General features: G+C 48.1%; 17 protein-coding genes. 7 read left to right on the top strand and 10 right to left on the bottom strand.

From position 1 onward, the window contains the following. Positions 1–27 precede the first annotated feature (27 nt). Positions 28–1164 (top strand): Rid family hydrolase, encoded by a 1137-nt coding sequence (locus tag C510_RS0112020; protein WP_025892962.1) that lies wholly within the window; start codon positions 28–30, stop codon positions 1162–1164. Between the two features lie 103 nt (positions 1165–1267). Here C510_RS0112020 and purT read toward each other — a convergent pair whose 3' ends face one another. The 3 genes from purT to C510_RS0112035 all read right to left on the bottom strand — a co-directional run bounded on the left by purT (position 1268) and on the right by C510_RS0112035 (position 4297). Then, positions 1268–2437 (bottom strand): formate-dependent phosphoribosylglycinamide formyltransferase, encoded by a 1170-nt coding sequence (gene purT, locus C510_RS0112025; protein WP_018711594.1) that lies wholly within the window; start codon positions 2435–2437, stop codon positions 1268–1270. A 445-nt stretch (positions 2438–2882) separates the two neighbouring features. Further along, entirely contained in the window at positions 2883–3953 is a 1071-nt protein-coding gene (locus C510_RS0112030) for a PspC domain-containing protein (RefSeq protein ID WP_018711595.1), read from the bottom strand. Further along, the gene (locus C510_RS0112035) at positions 3950–4297 is read right to left on the bottom strand and encodes a PadR family transcriptional regulator (RefSeq protein WP_018711596.1); all 348 of its coding nucleotides are present in this window, start codon (positions 4295–4297) and stop codon (positions 3950–3952) included. Before C510_RS0112035 ends, C510_RS0112030 begins: the two co-directional genes overlap by 4 nt. Positions 4298–4463: 166 nt before the next feature. On the opposite strand from C510_RS0112035, the gene C510_RS0112040 reads away from it, so the two are divergent. Then, positions 4464–4964, top strand: coding sequence for a GNAT family N-acetyltransferase (locus tag C510_RS0112040; protein ID WP_018711597.1), 501 nt, complete (start codon positions 4464–4466; stop codon positions 4962–4964). 125 nt (positions 4965–5089) lie between these two features. Here the strand turns inward: C510_RS0112040 and C510_RS0112045 are convergent, their stop codons facing one another. From C510_RS0112045 to C510_RS0112055, 3 genes are all read right to left on the bottom strand, one after another. Continuing rightward, positions 5090–5554: a methylated-DNA--[protein]-cysteine S-methyltransferase gene (locus C510_RS0112045; protein ID WP_018711598.1), complete on the bottom strand. Its 465-nt coding sequence runs from the start codon at positions 5552–5554 to the stop codon at positions 5090–5092. A gap of 13 nt (positions 5555–5567) precedes the next feature. Then, entirely contained in the window at positions 5568–6809 is a 1242-nt protein-coding gene (locus C510_RS0112050; RefSeq protein ID WP_018711599.1) for a PNGase F N-terminal domain-containing protein, read from the bottom strand. Between the two features lie 156 nt (positions 6810–6965). Continuing rightward, positions 6966–8489: a DUF4301 family protein gene (locus tag C510_RS0112055; protein ID WP_018711600.1), complete on the bottom strand. Its 1524-nt coding sequence runs from the start codon at positions 8487–8489 to the stop codon at positions 6966–6968. Between the two features lie 131 nt (positions 8490–8620). On the opposite strand from C510_RS0112055, the gene C510_RS0112060 reads away from it, so the two are divergent. The 4 genes from C510_RS0112060 to C510_RS0112075 all read left to right on the top strand — a co-directional run bounded on the left by C510_RS0112060 (position 8621) and on the right by C510_RS0112075 (position 14299). Then, positions 8621–10837, top strand: a complete 2217-nt coding sequence (locus tag C510_RS0112060) for a RelA/SpoT family protein (protein ID WP_018711601.1) — start codon at positions 8621–8623, stop codon at positions 10835–10837. Between the two features lie 117 nt (positions 10838–10954). Beyond that, positions 10955–11356, top strand: coding sequence for a DUF1573 domain-containing protein (locus C510_RS0112065; protein WP_022339104.1), 402 nt, complete (start codon positions 10955–10957; stop codon positions 11354–11356). 263 nt (positions 11357–11619) lie between these two features. Further along, positions 11620–13614 carry an OPT family oligopeptide transporter gene (locus tag C510_RS0112070; protein ID WP_018711603.1) on the top strand — a complete coding sequence of 665 codons (1995 nt, stop codon included), beginning with the start codon at positions 11620–11622 and terminating at the stop codon, positions 13612–13614. A gap of 136 nt (positions 13615–13750) precedes the next feature. Beyond that, positions 13751–14299, top strand: coding sequence for a 30S ribosomal protein S16 (locus C510_RS0112075; RefSeq protein WP_018711604.1), 549 nt, complete (start codon positions 13751–13753; stop codon positions 14297–14299). A 66-nt stretch (positions 14300–14365) separates the two neighbouring features. On the opposite strand, the gene C510_RS0112080 is transcribed toward C510_RS0112075, so the two are convergent. Continuing rightward, positions 14366–15652, bottom strand: coding sequence for an O-acetylhomoserine aminocarboxypropyltransferase/cysteine synthase family protein (locus tag C510_RS0112080; protein ID WP_018711605.1), 1287 nt, complete (start codon positions 15650–15652; stop codon positions 14366–14368). Positions 15653–15815: 163 nt separating this feature from the next. Between C510_RS0112080 and C510_RS0112085 the strand changes: the two genes are divergently transcribed. Then, complete coding sequence (locus C510_RS0112085) at positions 15816–16277, top strand: Lrp/AsnC family transcriptional regulator (RefSeq protein ID WP_025893012.1); 462 nt, start codon at positions 15816–15818, stop codon at positions 16275–16277. Between the two features lie 6 nt (positions 16278–16283). Here the strand turns inward: C510_RS0112085 and C510_RS0112090 are convergent, their stop codons facing one another. The 3 genes from C510_RS0112090 to C510_RS0112100 all read right to left on the bottom strand — a co-directional run bounded on the left by C510_RS0112090 (position 16284) and on the right by C510_RS0112100 (position 22842). Then, on the bottom strand, positions 16284–17567 hold the full coding sequence (locus C510_RS0112090; RefSeq protein ID WP_018711607.1) for a DNA/RNA non-specific endonuclease: 1284 nt from the start codon (positions 17565–17567) through the stop codon (positions 16284–16286). Positions 17568–17657: 90 nt separating this feature from the next. Then, on the bottom strand, positions 17658–20108 hold the full coding sequence (locus C510_RS0112095) for a choice-of-anchor J domain-containing protein (protein WP_025893009.1): 2451 nt from the start codon (positions 20106–20108) through the stop codon (positions 17658–17660). Between the two features lie 25 nt (positions 20109–20133). Then, positions 20134–22842 (bottom strand): TonB-dependent receptor, encoded by a 2709-nt coding sequence (locus tag C510_RS0112100; protein WP_018711609.1) that lies wholly within the window; start codon positions 22840–22842, stop codon positions 20134–20136. Between the last annotated feature and the right edge of the window lie 93 nt (positions 22843–22935).

Here is a 22935-nt window from a genome sequence, read left to right on the forward strand (position 1 = left end):
TTTCATTCCTCCGATAATGATATAACCATGAGAAAAACAAATCATCACACACGTATCGAACTGTCCCGCTTCGTTCCACCGACAGGAGTCTGCGAATACCAGGCCATGATTCACATCACCAGCCCGGAACTGGACTTCGAGCAACAACTGGCTGCGTTACTCGATGCCTGCCATCACTTACGGGAAAACGAACTGCACGGGGCAAGAGCCGTCTTTGAACGGTATTTTTTAAGTGATGCCGCCAATCAGACCCAATACCTGCTGGATGCACTGACGGCCTGTCCTGCCTGTTCCCGCTCCATTGTGGAACAACCTCCTTTAGACGGAAGCAAGATAGCCTTGTGGGTATACCTGCAGACCGAAGCCGTTCCTCAATCTTTTCCGGGGAACCAGACCGGATTCGTACGCAACGGTTACACGCATCTCTGGACGGGCTACCGCTACCAATCCGGCGACACCTCCGAAGAGCAGACCCGCCAGCTGTTGAACAGGTATCTGCAGCAACTGCAGGAAACCGGCGGAACACTGGCCGATAACTGTGTACGTACCTGGTTCTTCGTCCAGAATGTCGATGTCAATTATGCCGGAGTGGTGAAGGCACGGAATGACGTGTTCCGTACCCAACGACTCACTCCCGATACTCATTTCATCGCCAGTACCGGTATCGGCGGACGCCATGCTGATCCGACCGTTTCCGTCCTGATGGATGCCTATTCCGTCTTGGGCATCTCTCCCGAACAAATACGTTACCTTTACGCACGGACTCACCTGAACCCCACTTACGAATACGGTGTCAGTTTCGAACGCGGAACCTGCATCGATTACGGTGACCGTCGCCATACCTTCATCTCCGGTACTGCCAGTATCGACCACCGGGGACAGATTGTCCATCCCGGCGATATCCGCCAGCAGACCTTCCGCATGTGGGAAAACGTGGAAGCCCTGCTTCGCGAAGCAGACATGGATTTCTCCGATATGGGAGCTTTCATCGTCTACCTGCGCGACATAGCCGATTACCAAGTGGTACGGAAACTTTTCCAAGAGCGTTTTCCCCATCATCCGACCGTCATCGTACTGGCACCGGTCTGCCGTCCGGGCTGGCTGATTGAAATGGAATGCATGGGTGTACGTTTCACCCCTCATCCGGAATTCCGGAACTACTGAAACAAAGATTCCCTTCCATCGGATAAAAAATCCAATAGAAGGGAACCATAAAAACGACTGTCAGCTTCCCCAACCGACAGACATCAAGTTGTTCATTTCATCATCAATACACCTCAACTTTCGCAGCCAACGCCTTGCATTTGTCACGCAAAGCATCCAGATTACCGTCCGGTTTGTCGTAGCAGACTACCACTCCCATACGACGGTTCAGGCGAGTATAAGGTTTACCAAAGATACGCAGGTACGTATCCGGCTGTGAGCAGACCAGTTCTTCGCCCCGATAACGTGGAGCTTCCTGGCTGGCGATAGGCGACAGGATAACGGCACTCGCACCGATGTGTTCCTGGGTAATTCCCGGAATGGGCAAGCCCAAGATAGCATACAGATGCAGTTCGAATTCATTCAGATTCTGGGTATTGGCCAGCGTAACCATACCTGTATCGTGTGGACGTGGAGAAAGTTCGGAGAAATAGACTCCGTTTTCGTGGCTCAGGAAGAACTCTACTCCCCAGATACCATAACCCGTCAAAGCTTCGGTAACCTTGGCCGCCATCTGCTGGGCCTCAGCCAAGTGTTCCGGCGCAATATGAGCCGGCTGGAAACTTTCGCGGTAATCTCCACCTTTCTGTACGTGACCGATAGGCGGACAGAACAAGGTAGGTCCGTTCTTCTGGGTAACAGTCAGCAACGTGATTTCGCTATCGAAATGAATGAACTCTTCGACGATGAGCTCCTTGATATCGCCACGACTGCCGCTGCAACCGTATTCCCAGGAATGCTCCAGATCTTCCGGTCCCTTGGCTACCGACTGTCCCTTGCCGGAAGAAGACATCAGCGGCTTGATGACACACGGGAAACCGATTTTAGCGGCTGCTTCCTTCAGTTCGTCCAAAGATTTGGCATAATAATACTTTGCAGTCTTCAGTCCCAGTTCCTTGGCAGCCAAATCACGGATAGCCTTACGGTTCATGGTGAAGTTCACTGCACGGGCACTCGGCACTACCTGGATTCCTTCTTTCTCCAGGTGATACAGACGTTCGGTACGGATTGCTTCGATTTCCGGAACGATGATGTCCGGATGATATTTTTCAACCACCTTATCCAAAGCATCTCCATCCAACATACTGAACACTTCGCACGCATCGGCAACCTGCATGGCAGGAGCATTCGCATACGAATCACACGCAATTACATACTGTCCCAGACGCTGAGCAGCAATCACAAACTCTTTTCCCAATTCGCCGGAACCCAGCAAAAGTATTTTCTTAGTCATAAGTCCTAAAATTAAACCTTCTTTTGGCAAAGATAGTGAAAGGTGAGCGGAGAGGCAAACGAAAAATAAAGTTTTTCAGGTTTGACTATCCCGAACCGCATCCTATCTTATGAAAAGATAGTGAAAGGTGAGCGGAGAGGCAAACGAAAAACAAAGTTTTTCAGGTTTGACTATCCCGAACCGCATCCTATCTTATGAAAAGATAGTGAAAGGTGAGCGGAGAGGCAAACGAAAAACAAAGTTTTTCAGGACAAAACATTAGGACGCACGAGCCGTGCGTCCCTACAAAAGTGGAAATATGTCAAAACGGAGAATAAACCACCGTGGAAATATTTCAAAAACAAATGAATTCCGTTTTCAATTTCAAAACGGAGGATAAACCACCGTTTTTCATTATTCATTATTCATTGTTCATTGTTCATTGTTCATTATTCATTATTAATTATTAATTATTAATTAAAAAGGTGTTCTCCGGGAAAAGGAAAAGCGACGTATGGAATACACTATACATCATGTATCCTGCAGCTATCAACCATAACAGAATCAGCAATACTTTAGTCCAAGTAGACATAGGAGTCTGACGACCGAAACTCTGCATCAACAGCTGCAACAGACCAATGACCGGAAGCGCCACCACCATCAGCCCACAAAGAGCAAAAGTGATAGCCGGACCAGACATACTACCCAATGCCTCCCAATCTACGTATGGCATAATATGGTAGAAAATAGCTGGGACACTGGCCAGAACTCCTACAGCAGCCAAGGCCAAGGCAAAGAGTACGACCAAAGCTCCCAACAAGCAAGGCACCAGACAGATAGCAATGATAACCAGAATAATTTTCAGCACTCCCCCGATGAAACGGGCAAAGCCGCTCGCCAGCTGATGCAGGACAGACTGGGTCTTCTCCGAGCGGATGGATTCATTCACCCGTTCGAAACCATCGGTCACCGCCTTTCCGATACTGTCCACATTCACCGGCTCCCCCCGCATCTGAAGCTTCTCTGTAGCCGTACGTGCCAACGGCATGATGATCCAGGCAATCAGATAGATGAAGATGAAACCGTGGAAGAACAGACCAATCAGAATAAAGGCGAGACGGACCCATGTAGGGTCCCATCCCAGATAAGCCGCCCATCCGCTGGCCACACCTCCCAGGATGCGGTCGTCCGGGTCGCGGAACAAACGGCGGGTCGCAGTTTCCGACGGGTCGGCATCGGCAGTCCGTTCCGAAGCGGTCTCCCCTTCCTCCTGATCGTCGTTCAGGTCCTCGGGTTTTCCCATCCGGGCAATGACTGCCTCTACCTCCCGAATCGTCACTACCTGATGACCTTCGTGCAGATACTCGTTGAAGAGTTCGGCGATACGGTCTTCCATGTCGTGCACAATCTCGTCGGCCCCTTCGTGCTTCCGGAAGTGGTAACGGAGATTGTTCAGGTAGTTGTCCAATAAGATGTAGGCATCCTCATCAATGTGATAAACGGTACCTCCCAAATTGATTGTCAATGTCTTTTTCATGATTGTGTAGTGGTTAATAGTTTATATCTCAAATGATTCACGGTATCGGAAAGTTCATCCCAAGCTGATTCCAGTTCAGCCAGGAAATCCTCTCCCTGAGCAGTAAGCCGATAATATTTCCGCGGAGGCCCCTGGGTGGACTCCACCCACTCGTAGGAAAGCAGCTCATCGTTCTTCAACCGGGTCAGCAAAGGATAGAGTGTTCCTTCGACCACTATCAGCTTGGCTTCCTTCAGTTTCAGAATGATGTCTGAAGCATACGAAGGCTCACGGTGGAGCAACAGCAGGATGCAGTATTCCAGCATCCCTTTACGCATCTGCGATTTTACATTGTCTACTTTCATTGTCTCTCAATCTTGTATAACACAAATATAGGTATTATTTGAATACCTTGTTATACATAGTACTATATTTTACTTATTTTAACAAGAATATCAGTCGGAAGCAGAGAAAATAAACGGGAAAATCCTATCTTTGTCCGTCGACAAATCAACTAAATCAACAGATACTATGTTTTACATCAGAAAAGCCACCACAGCGGATATTCCGCTGATTAACAACCTCGCCAAGCAGGTATTTCCGGAAACGTATAAGAATATCCTCAGTCAAGAACAGATTGATTTCATGATGGACTGGATGTATTCTCCAGAAAGTCTACGTAAACAAATGGAAGAAGAAGGCCACACCTATTATATCGCATACGAAGAATGTGAAGCGGCAGGATACGTATCCATCCAACCGCTAGACAAAGACCTGTTTGAGCTGCAGAAGATCTATGTGTTACCATATTACCAGAAATACCGTCTGGGCAGACAACTCTTTGAACAGGCCGTAAAGGCCATCCGGGAACTGCATCCGGAACCCTGTATGATGGAACTTCGGGTAAACCGCCACAATCCGGCATTGGGATTCTACGAACACATGGGAATGAAGAAATTACGGGAGGACGATTTCCACATCGGCAACGGATACTACATGAACGACTACATCATGGGACTGGACATCCGATAAATACGAATAAAAACGCCTAGGCGTTTGAAACAAAACGAACGGACGTTTGAAATGAAACATACACATGTTTTACTTCAAACGTCCGTTCGTTTTTTGAGCAGTCCAATTTCTATAGGAAGACGACCTTATTCAAGCCTTCCGCCTTCGTATTCCAGCAGGAAACGTTTCGTATCCAATCCGGCGGCATACCCCGTCAACTGACCGGAACTGCCCACCACACGGTGGCAGGGAACCACAATCAGCCACGGATTGTCGTGGCACGCCCCTCCTACCGCACGGACCGCCTTAGGAGAGCCGACAGCCTCCGCCACTTGGGCATAAGTCCGGGTTTCTCCATAAGGGATATCCAGCAATACCTGCCAGACACGCTGCCGGAACGGAGTACCTTTCCAGGCCAACGGAAGCTGGAAATCCTTCCGCTGCCCCCGAAAATAATCGACTAATTGACTACAGGCCTCTTTCCCTACCGATGTTTCTTCCGGTACTGCTCCAATAGGTATCTCGTTCAATCGGATAGCCACCAATCGGTCTGACTCTTCACAGACCACCAGCTTTCCTATCGGCGAATCACAACACATGTAACGTATCATCTTCCGACATCCGTTATTCCCATACCAGATAAGCAGAAACCAACCAGTGGTTCAATTTATCACCGTCAACCGGCTCAGCTTCAGGAATATCTACTTTAAAGGTATGTTCACCAGCCGACAAAGTACCTAACTCAACAGTCTCCGGCAAGACATCACTACCCGGACACCAGTTGGAGCGGGAAAGATCGGACGAAGCCAGCGGTTCCTCCACTTCCTTTACTTCGTAACCGTTCTCACCTATATAAGCAGCCTCACGCTTGATAAGCCATACTCCAGTAGCAGGATTAAAACGACGGAATGAAGCGCAATCGTCACGCCAAGGAATAAAATCGAGAACGGTCTTACCATCTACCGACACAATATTCTGACGTTCCACAAACTCATCGCCACCACTATGGCCACCATGCCCGGTCACAATGTACTTCAACTGTACATTTTTGGCTTCGCGCGGCAAGGTAAATGTAGTCTCCACCGGCTTTCGGGCAAAGATATCGGGGTAAGTCTGACCTATATAATATACAGTATTCATCAAAGGAGTAACCTGACGCTTTGGCAACGCTTCGCACGGCACTTCAGTCTCCTTCACTTCAATCCGTACATCGGCCAAATATCCCTCCTTAGTCCAGGTATCAATAAAGACACCCACATAAGCTTCACCTTCCAACATCGGATAAAGCGGAGTGATATCCTGTACCCAATTGACAGAAGTCTCCCACTTCGGAATATAAACAGGGCGGCGTTTGCTACTCAACGAATCATCAGGAGCACTGAAATGACCTACACCAAAAGGAGTCATGAAACGCATCAGCTCCACAGTAGGCAAATAATCCGGACCAGCTACAATCCCCTTCATGTTTTCCAGACGGGCTTCGTCAATTGCAGGAAACTCCCGCTTACCTTCAGCAATGCTCATGATATTTATCGGAGAATTCTTGGGAAGGACAAAAACAGAACCAGACTTGTCCCATCGGTCACCGTTAGAAGCCACCTGAACATGCAGCATTACTTTAATGTTCCGCTGGTATTCAGGAAGTTTTATCTTCTTCAGCAAAATACGTCCGTTTACCAGACGCATTACCCCATCTGCATCAGGAGCAGTGATATTCCCGATGGAATCCGGACAAAAGCGCACTCTTTCCTGTTTGAAAACCTGGAGACTGCAATCTCCTTTAGCAGGCAATTCCTTGTGTTCGACAGCAGAACCAGTCCATGTAAACAAACAAGCCGCTGCCAGAAATAAAATTTTTTTCAACATTGTAATACTTATTTTCAAAAATAGACAATTATCTGTTTACAGAATCAGAGCCGGACGAAACTGACAGCAACCCTTTCTATGGATTCCACAGTTTTCATCCGGCTCTTGATACTTTCCACTTCCTCCCTCGAACCCAAAAGGGGGGATACTTCTCTTTTATTGATGCTGTTCTCTCAACAGGTCATTTACTGTTTTCACCGGATTGAAGGTACTCAACGGAACTTCAACGAAAACAGTATTCCAGTCGCTCATTGATCCGTTCCACAATCCAGGCAATTCCAATGCTTTCAAGTCCTTACCGTTCTTTGACTTATAAGAGATGAAACCAGTAGCCTTGTCTACATAATTCAACAAATTGAACTTTTCACCTTTGTAATTACGTACGGCACAAACCAAATCCACCGGATTGAAGTGTGTACCTTTCTCGAACATCGCTTTCTTTTCTGCATCATTCATGTCAATCTGTGAACTTTCCAGGATCTGCAAAGAAACGGTACCATCCGGATTGTATGCCAGGAACGGACCACCACCCGGTTCGCCTACATTCTTCACCATACCGCAGACACGCATCGGACGATTCAGTTTCTTACGCAAATAAATAACCAAGTCGGCATCTTCCAAATCCTTCAGGTCAGCACGGCGACAGTGCAACTGCTGCTGAACGAAACGGATAATATTCTCCAGTTCATCATGACGGTAAGAGCCGCTATCCAACAGTTTCAAATATTCGAAAGCCTGTTTCTGGAGAGTTACAAGTACACCAGCCAACAGCTTCTTATAGGTAACCGTGTCAGCCTTCAAGCGGTCCGGAACCACATTATCAATGTTCTTGATGAATACAACATCAGCATCCAGGTCGTTCAGGTTCTCAATCAATGCTCCATGGCCACCCGGACGGAACAACAATTTGCCGTCTTTGTCGCGGAACGGCTTGTTTTCCATATCGGCAGCCACCGTATCGGTACTCGGTTTCTGTTCAGAGAAGCTGATGTGGTAATTGACACCGTATTTGGCAGCGTATTCGGCAGCTTTGCTGTCTACCAGTTTCTGGAACAATTCACGGTGTTCGGTAGAAACAGTGAAATGTACAAAAACATCGCCCGACTTACCGGCAGCATACAACGCACCTTCTACCAGATGTTCTTCCAACGGTGTACGTACCCCATCGGCATAACGGTGGAACTTCAGCAAGCCTTTCGGCAGCGAACCGTAGTTCAGTCCGGCAGCTTCCAGCAGGTTAGCTACGACTGCCTTGTAGTTCTTTTCGGCAATCAACGCATCGATGTTCTTGCCGGTATTGTCCATACAGGCCGCATTCAGGTCGTTGTAGAAAGCGAAATTGTGGATGTGATCGAAAAACTTCTTTTCAAAATCAGTAGTCGGTACATTGTAATCAGCCCCCAGAAATTCAAACATATTCTTGAACATACGGCTGGCAGCCCCTGATGCCGGTACAAATTTTACAATTTTCTTGTTGCCTTCCTTATAAGCGTCCCAAGCGGCCAGATAACGCTGCTGATCGGCTTCTGTAGCTAACATAATGCCACCGTTTTCTACAGAGGCTGCAGCAGAAAGTTTCAGGAAGGGGAATCCTTTCTCAAAACATGCCAATTGTTCAGCAATTTTTTCTTCCGAAATGCCTTTCTTGGCCAACAATTCTTTGTCTTCGTGTGTCAACATATTTATATATTTTAGGTTATAGAAACTTCATCCGTATAGATTTAATGCTCAAAAATATAAAAAATAACGAAATTCTTCCCTACAAACCAATAAAAAAAGTATCTTTACCCCAAAAGAAAATTTTTATGTTTATGGAAGGAAATACATTTTTCACTCCGCAAGAGCACGAACAGCTCATTACGTTATATAAAAGACTACTACAATTATCCAAAGATACGCTCCAAAAAGATGACTGCCGGAAGCTGAAGGCCCACCTGGTAAACGTTATGCAGGGAGGAAGCATTCCGCGCAACGTATTTGGAATGAATCCCATCATCAAGGATATGCAGACGGCCATGATTGTTGCCGAAGAAATAGGTATGCGCCGAGCCTCCATTTTAGGAATCATGCTCCATGAATCGGTAAAATACGGCCTCTGTACCTTGGAATCCGTAGAACGCGAATACGGTAGTGACGTAGCAGGTATCATTCGAGGGCTGGTACGTATCAACGATCTATATGCCAAAAGCCCGACTATCGAATCGGAAAACTTCCGGAATCTGCTACTTTCATTCGCCGAAGACATGCGGGTTATACTGATTATCATTGCCGACCGTGTGAACCTGATGCGTCAGATAAAAGACAGTGAAAACAATGAAGCCCGGCTGGAAGTGGCCAATGAAGCAGCATACCTGTATGCTCCTTTGGCTCATAAACTGGGACTTTATAAACTGAAATCGGAACTGGAAGACCTGTCATTGAAATACACCCAGCATGACATCTATTATCACATCAAGGATAAGCTGAACGCTACCAAAGCTGCCCGAGACCGCTATATCGAAGCCTTTATCGAACCGGTAAAACGGAAACTGGAAGAAAGCGGACTGAAGTTCCATATCAAAGGACGGACCAAATCCATCCATTCTATTTATCAGAAGATGAAGAAACAAGGATGCCCGTTCGAAGGAGTATACGATCTGTTTGCCATCCGTGTCATTCTGGATTCTCCGGAAGATAAAGAAAAGCAGGAATGCTGGCAGGTATACTCCATTGTAACAGATATGTATCTGCCGAATCCGAAACGTCTGCGCGACTGGCTGTCTGTGCCTAAGAGCAACGGCTATGAATCATTGCACATTACGGTAATGGGACCGGAAGGAAAATGGGTGGAAGTGCAGATACGTACCGAACGGATGGACGAAATAGCCGAGAAGGGTCTGGCCGCCCATTGGCGCTACAAAGGCGTGAAAGGGGAATCGGGACTGGACGAATGGCTGAACTCTATCCGGGAGACCCTGGAGAATGCCGACAGCGACATAGAGGCCATGGACCAGTTCAAGCTGGATTTATATAAGGAGGAAGTGTTTGTCTTCACTCCGAAAGGAGACCTGTACAAGCTGCCGCAGGGTGCCACCGTGCTGGACTTCGCCTTTACCATCCACACCAACATCGGCTGCCACTGCATCGGCGCGAAAGTGAACGGTAAAAACGCCCAGGTACGTCAGCCGCTGGTCAGTGGCGACCAGGTGGAAATCATGACTTCGTCTACCCAGACTCCGAAACAGGACTGGCTGAACTTCGTGACCACCTCGAAAGCCCGTACCAAAATTCGTCAGGCCCTGAAAGAAATGGCCGCCAAGCAGACACAGTTTGCCCGCGAAACACTGGAACGGAAATTCAAGAATCGCAAGATAGAATACGATGAGGCCATTTTGATGCGTCTCATCAAGAAACTGGGCTATAAGACCGTAACTGATTTTTACCGGAGCATTTCCGATGAGAGTCTGGACATCAATATCCTCATTGACCGCTATGTAGAAATGCAACGGAAAGAAACCGAACAGCGGGAAGAAATCAGTTACCGCAGTGCAGAAGGATTCAATATCCAGCAAGCCACCGAAGGTAAAGACTATTACAAAGATGACGTGTTGGTCATTGACCAGAACCTGAAAGGCATTGATTTTAACCTGGCCAAATGCTGCAACCCAATTTACGGCGATGAAGTTTTCGGATTCGTCACCATCTCGGGAGGTATCAAGATACACCGCTGCGACTGTCCGAACGCCAAGGAAATGAGGGCACGCTTCCCTTACCGTATCGTCCGGGCACGCTGGGCCGGTAAGAGCCAAGGAAAACAATATCCTATCCGGCTCCGTGTAGTAGGCCACGATGACATCGGTATCGTCACCAACATCACCTCCATCATCAACAAGGAAACGAATATCCTGTTACGTTCCATCAGCATCGATTCGAACGACGGACTCTTTTCGGGCATGCTGACGGTGATGGTGGATGACAACACGAAACTGGAAGCGCTCATCAAGAAAATAAAGACCGTAAAAGGAGTCAAGCAGGTAAGCAGGGGGTAAACGGACCGTTTCCGAGGAAACGGTGTGGCTGCCACCGGTCTGTTAATAATCCTAATCAAACAGAAGGTAATACAAACAATATCCGTATATTTGCACCGATTTAAAAATAAAACGATAATGAAAAAAATTATTAGCACGTTGCTCTTCCTGGTAATAAGCACCGTCTTTGTATGGGCACAGGGAACAGCACAGATTTATTTTGAAAAGACAACCCATGACTTCGGTATATTTTATGAAGACCATCCGAAAGTAACCTGTAAATTCAAATTCACCAATACCGGAGACGGACCGTTGGTTATCCATCAGGCTATCGCTTCATGCGGATGTACCGTTCCCAAATATCCGAAAGAACCTATCAGACCGGGCGAAACCGGTGAAATCACCGTGACCTACGACGGAACAGGCAAATTCCCGGGACATTTCCGGAAGACTGTCACCCTGCGTACCAACGCCAAGGATGAAATCACCCGCCTGATTATCGAAGGGGACATGCAACCGGCGAATGCCAGAGTGGAATAGACACAACATCTTCTTCATAATAAAATGGGATGGGATTCCACTGACTGAAATCACTTCCTGATAAAGATTCCCGCAAAGGAATCGGACCAATCTCCTTAAGAACGACTTCCGTTCATAAGGAGATTGTTGTTTTTTAACCGTTTTCAATACTTCTGGCGTGAATCTGACGTAAAATAAGCCTGTTCTTTCGCCGTTCAAGCTATTTTTCGTACATTTGGACACGAAAAAAGTCAAATCATTCACACTTATAATTAAAAACACACATGAAAGAAGAACTTGAAAAGCAGGTGGGACTCCCTGAAAACGCGTTCCGCCCGTTGAAGTCCGGTGAGAAATACGAGCCGTTGATGTCGCCGGACAAGGAGTACCCCGAAGTTAATTTCCGATCTGTCTCGTGGGGTATCATCATGGCTATTATCTTTTCGGCAGCAGCAGCCTTTCTTGGACTGAAAGTAGGACAAGTATTCGAAGCCGCCATTCCGATCGCCATCATCGCCGTAGGGGTGTCAAGCGCCACCAAGCGGAAAGGCGCCTTGGGAGAAAACGTCATCATCCAGTCCATCGGTGCCTGCTCGGGCGTGATTGTAGCGGGAGCCATCTTTACCCTGCCTGCCCTTTACATTCTTCAGGAAAAATATCCGGAAATGACCGTCAACTTCATGCAGATGTTCATCAGCTCCCTGCTGGGTGGTGTATTGGGCATCCTCTTCCTGATTCCATTCCGGAAATATTTCGTCAAGGAAAAGCACGGCGAATACCCCTTCCCGGAAGCGACCGCCAGTACTCAGGTCCTCGTATCGGGCGAGAAAGGCGGGGACCAGGCCAAGCCACTGCTGCTGGCCGGACTCGTCGGCGGTCTGTATGACTTCATCGTAGGTACCTTGGGATGGTGGAACGAAAACTTTACCAGCCGAGTATGCGGATGGGGCGAAGCCCTGGCCGACAAATTCAAGCTGGTCTTCAAAATCAATACGGGAGCCGCAGTCCTGGGACTGGGCTACATCGTGGGACTGAAATATGCCGCCATCATCTGCGCGGGTTCCATCGCCGTCTGGCTGATTATCGTGCCGGGACTTTCCCTGATTTGGGGCGACCAGGTACTGAATGCATGGAACCCGGACATCACCTTGGCCGTCAAGGACATGACTCCGGAACAGATTTTCAGCGAATACGCCAAGAGCATCGGTATCGGAGGTATCGCCATGGCGGGTATCATCGGTATTGTCCGTTCATGGGACATCATCAAAAGCGCCGTCAGCCTGGCCGGTAAAGAAATGGGCGGCAAGAAAGTGACAGAGACCACCGAACGTACCCAAAAGGATTTGTCCATGAAATTCATCGCTTTCGGTTCCATCTTTACCCTGCTGCTGATTCTCGCCTTCTTCTACTTCGATGTAATGCAGGGAGATGTAATGCATACTGTTGTAGCCATCTTGCTGGTAGCTGTCATCTCGTTCCTGTTTACCACTGTAGCAGCCAATGCCATTGCCATCGTGGGAACGAATCCCGTATCGGGTATGACCCTGATGACCTTGATTCTGGCATCCGTCATTATGGTGGCCGTAGGTTTGAAAGGGACTACCGGCATGGTAGCGGCTTTGGTTATGGGCGGTGTGGTATGTACCGCACTTTCGATGGCAGGCGGTTTCATTACCGACCTGAAAATAGGTTACTGGCTGGGAAGCACTCCCAAGAAACAGGAAAGCTGGAAATTCCTGGGTACACTGGTATCTGCCGCCACAGTAGGCGGAGTCATTATGATACTGAATGATTCATACGGATTTACCAGCGGACAACTGGCAGCTCCGCAAGCCAATGCCATGGCAGCCGTCATCGATCCGCTGATGAACGGAGTCGGCGCTCCGTGGCTGCTGTACGGTATCGGCGCCATGCTGGCTCTCGTGCTGACCTTCTGCAAGGTGCCAGCCCTGGCTTTTGCCCTGGGTATGTTCATCCCGCTGGAATTGAACCTGCCGCTGCTGGTAGGAGGAGCCATCAACTGGTACGTCACCACCCGCAGCAAAGACGAGGCTGTCAACTCGGCCCGTGGTGAGAAAGGAACCCTGCTGGCTTCCGGATTCATTGCCGGCGGTGCCCTGATGGGAGTAGTAAGCGCTATCCTGCGTTACTGCAACGTGAATGTCATCAACGACTCATGGCTGAACGATCCGATGAGCCAGGTGGTATCGTTCGTGGCCTACATCTGCCTGATTGTCTTCCTGGTGAAAGCCAGCATGAAAATAAAGAAAGGGGTCTAAGTACTGAAAAGTCTTTGAAAATAAAAGAAAAGACAACCGGAGTTTGGCAGAATCAAATAAAAGCACTACCTTTGCACCCGCTAATACGGGTTATTAGCATAATTCAAATCATTCACATTAAAAAATCAACATTAAAATGGCAACTAAAATCAGATTGCAGAGAAACGGACGTAAAAGCTATGCGTTCTATTCAATTGTTATTGCAGATGCAAGAGCACCACGTGATGGTAGATTTACTGAAAAAATTGGTACTTACAATCCGAATACCAATCCTGCCACAGTAGATTTGAATTTTGACCGTGCATTGTACTGGGTTATGACTGGTGCACAGCCTACTGACACAGTACGTAACATCCTGTCTCGTGAAGGTGTTTACATGAAGAAACACTTGCTGGGCGGTGTAGCAAAAGGTGCATTTGACGAAGCACAGGCTGAAGCTAAATTCAACGCTTGGAAAGAAAACAAACAGTCAGGTCTGGCTGCTTTGAAGGCTAAAGAAGAAGAAGCTAAGAAGGCTGAAGCTAAAGCACGTCTGGAAGCAGAAAAGAAAGTAAACGAAGAAATCGCTAAGAAAGTAGCTGAAAAGAAAGCTGCTGAAGCTGCTGCAAAAGCAGAAGCAGAAGCTGCCGCTAACGCTGAAGCTGCTCCGGCTGAAGAAGCAACTGAAGCTCCGGCTGAAGCTTAATTCTTTTTTACTGCAAGAAACACGGAAAAAGGTGTGTCGGGAATCTCCTGACACACCTTTTCTTTTTCAGACCGCAGCCAAGGCCTGCTCCAAGTCGGCCAACAAATCATCAATATGCTCTATACCGACCGACAACCGCACGGTTCCTTCCGATATCCCCTGCTCGACCAGTTCCTGTGCCGTAAGCTGCGAATGGGTAGTGCTGGCCGGATGAATCACCAGCGACTTGGCATCGGCCACATTGGCCAACAGGGAGAAGATTTCCAGGCGGTCGATGAAACGGAAAGCCTCTTCCCTTCCACCTGCCAGGGAGAACGTAAAGATAGAACCCGCACCTTTCGGGAAATACCGCTGATACAACACATGGTCCGGATGACCGGGCAAGGAAGGGTGATTCACCTGCTGTACCTTGGGATGAGACTGCAGGAACGCTACCACTTTCAAGGCATTTTCGACATGACGTTCCACACGCAACGACAGCGTTTCAAGCCCCTGAAGCAGCAGGAAAGCATTGAAGGGACTGATACAAGCTCCCGTATCACGCAACAGGACAGCCCGGATACGTAACACATACGCTGCCGCACCAGCCGCCTCGACAAAACGGACACCGTGGTAATTGGGGTCCGGTTCGGTCAGTTGCGGGAACTTGCCGGAAGCAGCCCAATCGAACTTTCCGGAATCGACTATAATCCCTCCCAAAGAGGTTCCGTGTCCGCCGATGAACTTCGTGGCGGAATGTACTACAATATCCGCTCCGTGTTCCATGGGACGAATGAGGTAAGGTGTCCCGAACGTATTGTCTACAATCAGCGGAATGCGGTGACGGTGGGCAATATCCGCTACTTTCTCCAGATCAATCAGGTTGCAATTCGGATTGCCGAAGGTCTCGATGAAAATGGCCTTCGTATGCTCCTGAATCGCCTGCTCGAAGTTATTCAAATCGCTCGGGTCGACAAACGAGGTCGTCACTCCATAGACCGGCAAGGTATTAGCCAACAGGTTATAGGTTCCTCCGTAGATAGTATTCGCCGCCACGATGTGGTCTCCCTGACGGGTGATATTCTGGATGGCATACGTAATGGCAGCCGCACCGGAAGCCACCGCCAGGGCCGCCACTCCCCCTTCCAACGCAGCAATCCGCTCTTCGAACACTCCCTGTGTAGGGTTCGTCAGACGACCGTAAATATTTCCAGCCTCTTCCAGACTGAAGCGGGCAGCGGCATGGGCCGAATCGCGGAAAACGTACGAAGTGGTCTGGTAAATGGGTACGGCACGGGCATCGGTCGCCGAATCCGGCTGTTCCTGTCCCACGTGCAACTGCAAAGTCTCGAAATGTAAGCTGTTTCTGTCCATAAGTCTATCAATGAATGTTTCTACTGACGGCAAAGGTAGCATACGTAGAGTTATTCACCAATATCTGAGAAAAATACAGAAAATATAGCTATTTTTGCAGCAGGAAACAGAAAAATCAATCAGAAACACCGGCCGACTGCGTCCGGATAAAGAATATTATTCTATGGATACACTTGACAAGACCGACCTGCAGATACTGCGTATCCTGCAAGAGAATGCCCGGCTGACCACCAAAGAACTGGCCGCGCAAGTAAACCTCTCCTCCACCCCCGTCTTCGAACGGCTGAAGCGGCTGGAGAATAAAGGATATATCAAGAAATACATTGCAGTGCTGGATGCCGACAAACTGAATCAGGGATTTGTGGTGTTCTGCAGCGTGAAACTGCGTCGGCTGAACCGGGATATCGCCACGGAATTTACAGAAATCATCAAAAAAATTCCGGAGGTAACCGAGTGTTACAATATCTCCGGAAGTTCTGATTACCTGCTGAAAATCCATGCACGGAACATGAAGCATTACCAGGAATTCATTCTGAACGTACTGGGTACCATCGACAGCCTGGGCTCGCTGGAAAGCATGTTCGTGATGGATGAAATCAAGCAGGATTATGGGATTCATATCTGAGCGGGGTTACCAGGCCCAGGCATTTACATCGTAAGCCGCTTCGACCGCTTCTTCGATATTGTCCGGCAGGTTACAGAAGAAATCAATACCCGTTTTCTTTTCCAGTTCGTCGATAGAAACCGCGCATTGTTTCAACTCGTCGGCCGAAGGATTACGGGGATGTCCTTCCTTGTGTTCCACCAGGAAGCCGATTGCCTGGAAAGAATCTCCTTTCTGTGCCAGCACGGCCATAAAATAATACTTCGGACAAGCCAGACCATGAATCGTGAAACCATTTTCATCGGTCGTAGGTGTACCACCCGATACCTTGGTTCCGGTGAAGTTCTTCAGAAGCTCGTTCATGGTTCCACCTTTGGCGACATATACCTTATCGAAAGTACCCGAAACAGTAGAACGCCCCCAGCTCTGAACACGGGCTTCCATTTTAGCCCAGAATCCACCGTTGAAGTCATTCAGCTGCGGAGACATGTTGCTGTAATAGAATGTCTGTTCATTGGCCTCCTTGCTATAGACACGGTCTTCGGAAGCACACAGGTGACCCTTATCGAAACCGTCGCTCTTGTGGTCTTCTTCCATCGTCCACATGTCCTCAGGCAGTTTCGGGTCGACCGCCCATGCATCGGTACGTTTCACGACATCGGCCGAGCTGGTACTGTCGAACGAGAAAGCCACCCAATTGGCATGGCGCATGTCCGGATTCCATTCCAACGCATAATTCAGCCGTTCTACTCCGTTCACCGTCACATAATGGTCGGCATACACGTAGCGGTCATCCAGACGAGGCATCTCATACCCGGTTACCGAAACATTCTCATAACCGGCATTGGCATTTACATTCTCGTTCGGAATAGCCACTGTTTCCGTGGCAATGACGTATTCCAGCGTCACCGCATTCCCGTCAATCTGCATCACCCGCATCTTCAGGAAACGATACACCTGCGTATCCCGGTAACGTACCCAATAGGCCCCATCCGGTACGACAGCAGCCGACGGCTGCCAATCCGCATTTGCAGGCACTTCGGCCATGTCGTCCAACCGATGGGCCGAAACGCTTACAAACGAATAGGCCGAGCCACAAAAAGATTTGTCCTGTATATAAAAAGAAGCATTGAAACCCTCCGGCTGGCAAGTAGTAAATCCCAATGCAGGATTCTCATATCCCTTCAGGACAGAAGTATATGCACCGTCCTGCGTAGTTTCCACATAACCGTTAGGGAGCGTATTCTGCTCTTCACAACTCACATTGAACAGGCCCAATGCCAGTCCAAGTACCAGTAAATAGTTCTTCATCACTGATTCGTAACGCTATAGAATTAAAAAAATCCGCCGGTTCTTCTTCCATCGCACGAAAGAAGAGCCAGCGGATGACACTATTTCAAATTATTCAGCCTCGTTGACCAAGACATTCTTGATTTCCCAGGTAGGAGCCGCACTGCTAGAGCTCTTGTAGATGAACGCAAGGCGTACTACCTGACCTACATAACTGCTCAGGCTATAAGGACCGACCTTGTAGAAATCCCAACTCTGACCGTCAGACCACTGGGTTTCGTCCACTTCCAGGGTTTCCCAGGTAGCCGTTTCCACATTGTCGACATAATCGGTAGAAACCTTCACCATCATGTATTCAGAAATCGGATTGCCGTTCAGGTATCTATGGGCTTCCTCGAACGACAGCTGCGGAGCCATGGCTTCCGATAAGTCGATGGCCGGAGTCAGCAACCAGCTTTCTGTTTCATAGTTGGTATTGTTCATAAAGGCAGAAGCCTTCCAACCGTAGCTGGCATCGCTCTTCCATACATAGCTGACACCTGTCAACGCTACATCCTGTACCGTAAATCCACCGTCACTGCCACCAGTCAGTGCCTCGTCCAGATAAACACCGGCCTGTGCGGTATAACTTCCGTCGGCAGCCTTTTCAAAGATTGTCGTACGGGTAGAGTAATTGGTAGAGACAGCCCAAGTACCGTTGAATGTATATTCCTCTACAATCGGGTCGGCATCTGCCGCATTCTTGTAGACCACAGCTACCTGATCACCTTTCGCCGCATACGGGAATTTCTGAGTCAGATAAACCGGGAAGATAACAGACGGTTTGGAAACATATTCTGTACCCAGTTCCGCATAGAACTTCGGATCGGCAACCAATACATTGACATCTTCCTTCGAATATTCCACCCAAGCACCATCGGTGTAGACATAAAGAGCAGAAGAGTTGGCATAAGCGCCTGATGCACGGCTCATTCTCAACAGGGCAGCTTCCACTTCGTTTTCAGCGACTTCCTTGAACAGACATACATCCCAATATTTCGCATCCTTTTCCTGTACCAGGGTACTCTTGAGTTCAACAGTAGGTGCACAGGCATCCGTACTCTTGTAAACAAAGGCAACCACAATCTTCTTGCCCTTGAACGCACTCAAATCGATACGCTGGTCGGTGAAGTCCCATGAACTTCCGATGCCCGAAGCATCGTAAGCGACATCGGTCCATGTAGCGGCAGCCACATCACCCGTGTAGTCCGAAGCAACCTTCACCTGGAAGAAATCCGTAGCCCTGTTACCGCTCAGGAAATTCAGTGCCAGGTTGAAAGACAATACCGGAGCCGTAGCTTCCGACAGGTCAATTTCAGAAGAAACCACATAACTTTCAGAAGCCAGATTCTTACCACCTACGTATGCCGAACCTTTATAATAACCGTATGAATCGATTTTCCATACATAGGTAGAACCCTCCGGCAGCGTTACATCCTTGATGGAGAACTTACCGGTTTCAGTAGTCATCGGATCAGAAAAATAAGCATAGCTGGATTCCGGATAACATCCGTAACTGTATTTGTCATTGATATAAGTCAGCTTCACTGTCTTGTCCTTCTCTACATTCTTCAAGGCGAATGTACCGTCACCGTTGCTGTTCAGCACCCATTCCGCACCTTCTGTCGGCACTGTCTCGCTTACATTGAAGCTATTGTAGGTACCACTCATGTAGATATACTTGGACCAACCGTTCAACAAAGTAAAGCCCTTTTCGGTCTTGCCCAGTGTCACCACCTGTTCCGCTCCGTCGGCGTTGGCAATCACTCCGTTTTCACCTACCGTAATCGGAGCCGGATTCATATAGCCATAATTGTTGCTTTCCTTATCCAGTTTACCGAACGGATAATAGTTGCCGTCATCGGCCTTGGCAGCAATCACATAATTACCGGCCTCTCCATCGAAGGAAGTAACCTGCTGGTAGACCATCGGGATAACGGAACCGCCGCCTGCACTCGGCTCAAATTCCGAATAAGCATAGTTGACTGCCACCATATCGCCTTCGGCAGGCTTGTCGATTTTAGCGGCCAACACTTCAGGCAATTTCTTCAGAGTTGACGGAGAAAGGTAAGTAGCTGTAGCCGTTTCACCCCACACATTCCGGTAATCGGCATTCACCAACGTATATTCCTTCAGGTTCTTGAAGTCGGACAGATAAGTAGACGGTTCGCGATACATGTTATAGGAAACAGAGAAACGGGAACCGGCATCGGCCTGCGGGTACTTTTCTGTAATGAAAGCCGGCAGGAACCATTCGGCTTCCGTCTTGCTGGCGAAATACCGGTTTTTACCGATGGCCTCAAGAGCAGCTACGTATGTCCCGTTTTCCGGGTCTTTCGACAAGGCCACTTCCTTATTGGTCGCGTTATTGGCCACTGCCGCATAATCCGAAGCCTCCAATTTAATGGCAACTCCCTTCTTCACATCCGAAATCTGAGAGCCGATATTAAACTGGTCGTTATAGTCTTCGCACGCTGTCAAAGTAGCCAGCAATGCAGTTGATATAAATAATATTTTCTTCATAGATTCTTTGCTATTAAACAAGTGATTAGAAGTTTACTCTCAGTCTCACACTATAAGTACGTCCGAAAGCGTAATAACAATAGATGGTTTCATCGGAAACAGTTCCTGAACGAGGATTGTAAGCCTTTGAAATATACTGGTAATCAAGCAGGTTGTTCACGTTACCAGAAAGAACAGCGTCCAATTTACCTAACTTGAAACGATAAGAAGCATTCATATCAATCTGGCTGGCTGCCGGAACCTTCCACGGATCGGCGATACTGATTTCCTGTCCCAGCTTCAAATCACTACCACTGAATGAATAGTAAGCATAGTTACGTCCGTAATAAGTCCAGTCTGCTCCTACACGGATAGACTTGCCAATCTTGAATGTAGCGCCCAGTGCGGCGGTTGTCTGTGCAGAACCTCCCACACGTACGCCCTTCAGGTTGATGGAAGCCGATACATGGTCGGCAGCACCGATACCGCTGGCAGGCGTACCGTTTTCTGTCAGAGGAACTCCGGCGTCATCGTATGCGTAACCGGTAGCGTTGCTGTCCCATTTCCAGTCACCGATTGAGAACATACCGTTGATGTCCAACCACTTCAGCGGAGTAATCTTCACATCCAGTTCCACACCTTTGTGCAAGGCGTTTACACCGGTCATGTTCATATAATATTCGGTACGTTCCTGGTTGTCGAGCTGACCTGATTTGGTCATCGCCTTATCCAGCCACTTGGTCCAGTAGGCATTCACGTTGGCAGTCAGCCAGCTGTTGCGGAAACCATAACCCAATTCGAACGAAAGCACTTTCTCGTTCTTGGCATCCTTATTGATGGCATGACTGGCATTGGCCTGCATGAAAGCACCGTAAGAGAATTTCGGCGCACGGCTGATATAACCTAAATTGAAGAATACATTGTGATTGTCGGTAATGTTATAGTTCGCACCACCCTTGGCAGTAAAGCCGATGAAACTGATGTTGTCTGATTTTGCATGAGCCTTGTCATAGAACAGACGGTCGTAACGCCAGTAAGTAGTGTTCGACAATGAACCGGCCACGAACGCAGACAACTTGTCTTTGTTAAACTCTGTCTGGAAGAAGGCACCTTCCTGCAACACATGTCCGTCATAATCACGGTAAACAACGTCGCCTACCCCTAATTTCTGGTATTTCCACATCGGGTCGGCAGCCGCACTGTTGTTTTCGGGCAGCACATCTCCACGGGTAGAGTCCATGAAATACTGTCCTCCATACAAGTCAGAAATTTCATTGGTATGTGTACCTTTATAATAACGGAAATCCACACCGCCATAGAAATCGATGTATTTACCGAACTTGGTGGTATAGGTAGACAACAATCCGTACCAGTTGTGATAGTTCTTCGACAGACTCATGGCCAACATAGAACCGTATTCACTTTCCGCATTGATATCCTGGATGGCTCCGTAATCGAAAGTACCGTCCGGTTTACGGAATTTAGTCTGCAGTGTACCGTAGTTGGCACCTCTCCAATCCTGATAAGAATATCCATAGTATTCGTTACCCTGTCCGGAATAACCGTAACCTCGACCGATAGAAACGTATGCCACTGTACTCAAAGAAGACTTTTCATTAATCTGCCACTGGTGGTTCAGACTGATCTGAGGCTTGTGGTAAGAATTGTATTCACTGGTTCTTCTGCGACCTTCGTTATCGAAACCGTAAGTAGAATTGTACTTATAGTTCTTGATACCATATACCTCTTCCGTCATCTTCCAGTCTGCGATAGTCAGGGCACCGTTACGCTGATAGTGAGTCTGCGGCGCGCCAAACACTGTAAATGACAACTGATGGGCATCATTCAATCGCTTGGAAATATTCAAGAAATAATTGTAACCTTCGAAATCCAGTCCCTGAGCGTATCCGTTACCCCAATTCTTGGAACCCAGCAAAGTCATGGCCCAGCCCGATTTGGTAAGTCCGGTAGAAACACTGAACAGAATCTTGTTCATGCCATCGTTACCCAACGCATAAGATACGGTTCCACCTTTCTTGCTTTCCAGACTCTGTGTGATGATGTTGATGGTACCACCGACAGAAGGAGCCGATACCTTCGAAGCACCCAGACCACGCTGCGTCTGCATGGTACGTGTCACATCGGTCAGTCCGGCCCAGTTTGACCAGTAGACACCCCCCCATTCCATATCGTTCATCGGGACACCATTCACCATGACAGCAATATTCTCATTGCCGAATCCACGCATATAGATTTCGGAGTCACCATAACCACCACCATCTTTATTGGCATGAACACCCGGAGTAGATTTCAAGATTTCAGGAAATTCCTGTGTACCCAATTTTTCTTCGATGAAATCCATTGCAACGCTGGAAACGGCTACCGGAGTCTTACGTGCCACAGCAATCTGCGAAGTGATGACCACATCGCCCAATACATGAGCATCGGGGTGCAGACGGACAGTTCCTAAATCGACATTACCTTTCTGGGTAACCTTCATCGTCTCGTCCTTATATCCCAGGTATTTGAATTCGACGGTTGCGCCCGAAGTGGTAATTTTCAACGTAAATAAACCGTCCATGTCGGTGACAGCACCTACCGTTTGTCCTTTGACCGAAACCGTTGCGCCAATCAGCGGCTCATCAGTTTCCGCATCTACGACCTTACCTTTCAATGTAGCCTGAGCTACAGCCGTTGCAATACTACATGTAAAAAGTACTGCAAACAAAAGGAAATGTTTCAGATGTTTTTTCATAAGTCTATTTTAGCTTGTTTAATGAATAAAAAACGAAAATGTATACAAAAATAACATTTCCAATGAGATATTTTATAACATTCTTATGGAAAT

This window comes from Phocaeicola barnesiae DSM 18169 = JCM 13652 (genome assembly GCF_000374585.1).
Lineage (GTDB): Bacteria > Bacteroidota > Bacteroidia > Bacteroidales > Bacteroidaceae > Phocaeicola > Phocaeicola barnesiae.

Bases quoted from the DNA above. Each gene is read 5' to 3' on its own strand.
- C510_RS0112020 (WP_025892962.1), top strand. From the start codon at position 28: ATGAGAAAAACAAATCATCACACACGTATCGAACTGTCCCGCTTCGTT.
- purT (WP_018711594.1), bottom strand. From the start codon at position 2,437: ATGACTAAGAAAATACTTTTGCTGGGTTCCGGCGAATTGGGAAAAGAG.
- C510_RS0112030 (WP_018711595.1), bottom strand. From the start codon at position 3,953: ATGAAAAAGACATTGACAATCAATTTGGGAGGTACCGTTTATCACATT.
- C510_RS0112035 (WP_018711596.1), bottom strand. From the start codon at position 4,297: ATGAAAGTAGACAATGTAAAATCGCAGATGCGTAAAGGGATGCTGGAA.
- C510_RS0112040 (WP_018711597.1), top strand. From the start codon at position 4,464: ATGTTTTACATCAGAAAAGCCACCACAGCGGATATTCCGCTGATTAAC.
- C510_RS0112045 (WP_018711598.1), bottom strand. From the start codon at position 5,554: ATGATACGTTACATGTGTTGTGATTCGCCGATAGGAAAGCTGGTGGTC.
- C510_RS0112050 (WP_018711599.1), bottom strand. From the start codon at position 6,809: ATGTTGAAAAAAATTTTATTTCTGGCAGCGGCTTGTTTGTTTACATGG.
- C510_RS0112055 (WP_018711600.1), bottom strand. From the start codon at position 8,489: ATGTTGACACACGAAGACAAAGAATTGTTGGCCAAGAAAGGCATTTCG.
- C510_RS0112060 (WP_018711601.1), top strand. From the start codon at position 8,621: ATGGAAGGAAATACATTTTTCACTCCGCAAGAGCACGAACAGCTCATT.
- C510_RS0112065 (WP_022339104.1), top strand. From the start codon at position 10,955: ATGAAAAAAATTATTAGCACGTTGCTCTTCCTGGTAATAAGCACCGTC.
- C510_RS0112070 (WP_018711603.1), top strand. From the start codon at position 11,620: ATGAAAGAAGAACTTGAAAAGCAGGTGGGACTCCCTGAAAACGCGTTC.
- C510_RS0112075 (WP_018711604.1), top strand. From the start codon at position 13,751: ATGGCAACTAAAATCAGATTGCAGAGAAACGGACGTAAAAGCTATGCG.
- C510_RS0112080 (WP_018711605.1), bottom strand. From the start codon at position 15,652: ATGGACAGAAACAGCTTACATTTCGAGACTTTGCAGTTGCACGTGGGA.
- C510_RS0112085 (WP_025893012.1), top strand. From the start codon at position 15,816: ATGGATACACTTGACAAGACCGACCTGCAGATACTGCGTATCCTGCAA.
- C510_RS0112090 (WP_018711607.1), bottom strand. From the start codon at position 17,567: ATGAAGAACTATTTACTGGTACTTGGACTGGCATTGGGCCTGTTCAAT.
- C510_RS0112095 (WP_025893009.1), bottom strand. From the start codon at position 20,108: ATGAAGAAAATATTATTTATATCAACTGCATTGCTGGCTACTTTGACA.
- C510_RS0112100 (WP_018711609.1), bottom strand. From the start codon at position 22,842: ATGAAAAAACATCTGAAACATTTCCTTTTGTTTGCAGTACTTTTTACA.